The 3,851-nt window shown below is 51.2% G+C and carries 4 protein-coding genes; 3 read left to right on the forward strand and 1 reads right to left on the reverse strand.

Annotation, left to right across the window (positions count from 1 at the left end):
• Nucleotides 1-277: 277 nt before the first annotated feature.
• Nucleotides 278-742, reverse strand: a complete 465-nt coding sequence (locus tag VB144_09170; protein MEA4883805.1) for a hypothetical protein — start codon at nucleotides 740-742, stop codon at nucleotides 278-280.
• 123 nt (nucleotides 743-865) lie between these two features.
• Between VB144_09170 and VB144_09175 the strand changes: the two genes are divergently transcribed.
• The 3 genes from VB144_09175 (at nucleotide 866) to VB144_09185 (ending at nucleotide 3,793) form a co-directional block, all read left to right on the forward strand.
• Nucleotides 866-1,765, forward strand: coding sequence for a LysR family transcriptional regulator (locus VB144_09175; protein ID MEA4883806.1), 900 nt, complete (start codon nucleotides 866-868; stop codon nucleotides 1,763-1,765).
• A 324-nt stretch (nucleotides 1,766-2,089) separates the two neighbouring features.
• Entirely contained in the window at nucleotides 2,090-3,277 is a 1,188-nt protein-coding gene (locus tag VB144_09180; protein ID MEA4883807.1) for a DUF4277 domain-containing protein, read from the forward strand.
• Between the two features lie 54 nt (nucleotides 3,278-3,331).
• Nucleotides 3,332-3,793 (forward strand): hypothetical protein, encoded by a 462-nt coding sequence (locus tag VB144_09185; GenBank protein ID MEA4883808.1) that lies wholly within the window; start codon nucleotides 3,332-3,334, stop codon nucleotides 3,791-3,793.
• Nucleotides 3,794-3,851: the final 58 nt, after the last annotated feature.

Genomic DNA, 3,851 nt, shown 5'->3' on the forward strand with positions numbered 1-3,851 from the left:
ATCCTGGATAGGGGCTTGTCCTCCCTGAGAAGCGCAATTACGACTTCAGCCTTGAACGATGGTGTATAGCTCTTCCTCATGGCCACAGTCTATCTTATTTCTCCTCGCTGCAGTGTCCAAATTCCCGGGTCCACTATAGATTGGGAAGTCTGAGAAGTTTGGTAAAGCGGGTAAGCAAGAATCCCGATGCGAGAATGATAGATAGCGCAATGAGGATGACGGTTTCATCACAGAGATTGTCTAGCAGGCTGTTCACAGCTCTCAGGCTCCTTTGCAGTTACAGATAAGCAATGTTCTCGAATGCGGCAAGAAACAGATATGTGATTGACCAGTTCGACTGAAAGCGCAAACTATATGCAGCGAATGCCAATTCGAGATAGCTTCGCTTGTCTTGGAAGCGCAGAGCGTCAAACTTGCAGATGCAGAAGATGAAGCAAAACACATGCAATACGGTCTTGACCCAGCGCACATTAACCGTTGAGCGAAGCATGTCTGCCGCAACCATCAATACCATTCCGATAAACATTGAAGCTACATTGGCGCAGAGCTTGCCCAATCTACCAAATCGAAGAGAAGCACACTGGATAATCTGAGAATAGGATGATGCTTGTCCTCTGTTCGGAAGATCCGACTCCTGATGGGGCAAGGAAAAATGCTGGGCAAAATAGGCTTTGCCACAACGAAGGGGCTTCAGGGTGTTGTATATGAGAATCTGTAGCAAGAACTCCATGATTCCGCTCATTTGATCAGGCCCCCCAAGTTGCTCACTGCCTTGATCTGTGCTACCATAATACGACACGGCGCATATAGAGTAAAATTATGAACGATTACACATTGATAAATATCCTGAATAGGAGGCGCAACTGTGCTGGATGTCAAGCTGGAGACTTTGCTGACGGTTCATGAAATGGGCAGTTTCACCCGTGCTGCTGAACGGCTTTCCCTGACACAGCCTGCGGTCAGCCATCACATCAGTCAGATAGAACAAGACCTGGGTATCAAGGTTTTTCATCGCAAGAAGCGTGGATTGAAGCTCACACCTGAAGGGGAAATCGTCATAAAGTATGCGAAGCGAATCAAAGCGCTCTATCAAAACATGCAGCGGAGCATACTCGACGAAATGCACCACTTGACGAGAATCACTGTCGGGATTACGCATACGGCTGAAAGCAATGTGATGGCCGAAGTCTTGGCAAAATACTGCAACTCAAACGACGGCGTGAGCATTACCATAATCACAGAATCCATAAAAAATCTCCATAATATGCTGATGAATTATGAATTGGATTTGGCAATCGTCGAAGGGAGAGTGAGCGATCCCAACATCAATTCTGTTCTACTGGACACGGATTACCTTGTTTGCGTTGTCTCAAACAATAATACGCTTGCAAGAAGGAGCATGGTGACCATAGATGACATAAAGAAGGAGACAATGATACTGCGTCTGCCGAGCTCTGGCACCAGGGATTTATTCGTTGCACATCTCGAAAGCATCAACATGTCAATCGAAGAGTTCAATGTCATCCTGGAAGTTGACAATATCGCTACCATAAAGGACTTGATTCGAAGGGATTTGGGCATTTCCATTCTGGCGAGGAGCGCCTGTCTGGATGAACTCAGAAAGGGAAAGATCACTGTTCTGCCCATTGAGAACTTGAGTATGATCAGGGAAACCAATATCTTGTATCACAAAGATTTCGGCCATGCCGAGGTGCTAGAGGGAATGACAAAAATATACAACGATACGGTTAAGCTATATAGATAAATGAATGAAGCATCAGGTTGGTTTCTGTAGCTGTGCAGATTCGCGCGACCACGTGCAACAGAGCGGCGCCGGGCTGAAGCGCGGCTGCTCTGTTCGCAGGAGGAAACAGCCATGCGGAGAAGTATCCGTTATCAGGCATGAAGGCCTTGTTGGAAGGGAGTTGACTATGGTGCATGTAAGAACGCGTCCCAAAGCTGTGGCCTTAGCTCATTTTCCGGAGTAGAAAAGGCTGAAGTTGCGAACTATGGTCAGAACCTTTTGAGAAGGTACTGGCAACACTCATGTCGAACATAGCCCCGATACAGATGCGATGGGTTGGTCGGCATGGCGCTCAAGAACCCCAAGAAGCAACACCCTGAAACCCTCAACCCGTACCTATCGGGTGTCTTTTCGAGGTACGAGTCAAGGATCATCGGGAACCTCTTTCTCCTGAAACCGCTCATGGCTCTGCTTGGCCTCGAGGACATCGTGGACAGCGTCTGTCCCCTTGCGTCGAACAGGGCCAGGGCATCGGTAGGCGAGGTGTGCAAGATCCTCGTCCTGAACAGGCTCAACTCTCCCAGGCCGCTGTACAAGGTCGAGGACTGGGCAGATCATGTATCCACCGTTGACCTCTTCGGCATACCTTCCGCCCTGCTAAACGAGGACAAACTCGGGCGCTGCCTGGAACTCCTAGCTACGTACTCTGGCGACATAGAGGCGTTGCTCTGTCTCAAACTCATACGCGACTTCGGGGTCTCCCCAGAGCTTGTGATATGGGATAGCACCTCGTTCTACTTCGAAGGGGCATACGAGAACTCCGAGTTCGTGACGTTCGGACATGCCTTGGAAGGAAAGACCGACGCTAAGCGCGTTCGCATCGGCATGTGTATGGACGCCGGCACCGGCATACCTCTCACCAGCAGCCGAGAGCGGGGCAGAAGAGACGATGCGGACCTTGTCGTCGACAACCTAGAGTCTTTAAAGGCCACACTCAGCCAGTCGGGCCGCGTCGACCATGTTGTAGTAGCGGATAGAGCGCTTGCAGGCGTAGATAACGTGTTCCTGCTGGACTCAAGGAACACGAAGTTTGTGGCTCCAGCCGACGATGACGCCTGCTACGTTCAACTAATCCCAAACACGGGCGACGACGAGTTCCAGGAAGCGGACTACAAATCCAAGGGCGGCGAGCCCTTCTTCATCGCTGAACGAGGTATCTGCCTCCATCGAGAACTTGAAGCCGAAGAACGGAAGTACGAATCCAGGTGGTTTCGGGCAATCGTCGTCAAGAGCCCAAGCAAACTCAAGGTCGACGAGATGAAACGATCCAAAGAGACGGAGACAATCGACGCCTGGCTGCGTGATGTTCGCGACAGCAAGATAAGCAAGTATCACTACAAGAAACTCGACTACGTCGAAAAGCGGATAGACGCTTTCTTTAGCGGTCCTCTGCGCAAGCACCGGAAGATTTACGACCCCAAGGCGGCAAGCGACGACGCCCGTCTCGACTTCACTTGGTCCGTCGACGAATAGGCCCTGCGAAGACTCATGGCGCTCAACGGCAAGTACATGGTGGTCTCAAACCAAATGGATCCTGCCGTCAGCGCCGCCGACATATTCCGCACTTCCAGGAAACGAAGCCGCATCGAAACACGCATGCGGCGCCTCAAGAGCCAGCTCAAAGTCAGACCCGTGCTTCTCGAATCGGATATGCGGATAAAGGGGCTTGCATTTGTCACCAATCTCGCTCTTGTCGTCTATTGCCTTCTCGAACGCACGCTAAAAGAGGCGGGCATAGATGAATCCGTTCGTGAGCTGTTCCTCGATTTCGACCAGATCGCCCTGACCAAGTCCAAGCTGCCCAACGGCGCCGAAGTGAGCCACGTCGAAAACGCCCTGCCTCTTCACTACCGTATCCTAGACAAACTCGGACTGCTGATCGGAGAATACCGCCGCCCTCAGCCCGACTTCCGCACTCACGTGACAAACGCCCAGCTCAACGGGGGCGAAGAGCGAAAACTAGTCACTATGTACTGGACCATGTTTTGATTGGCGTCATGATGGCGTGCGGAAGGCCCAGGGCATCGTAGATTCTGATGTGCTCGGG

It is taken from the genome of Clostridia bacterium, from assembly GCA_034926675.1.
Classification (GTDB): Bacteria; Bacillota; DTU025; order DTU025; family DTU025; genus JAYFQW01.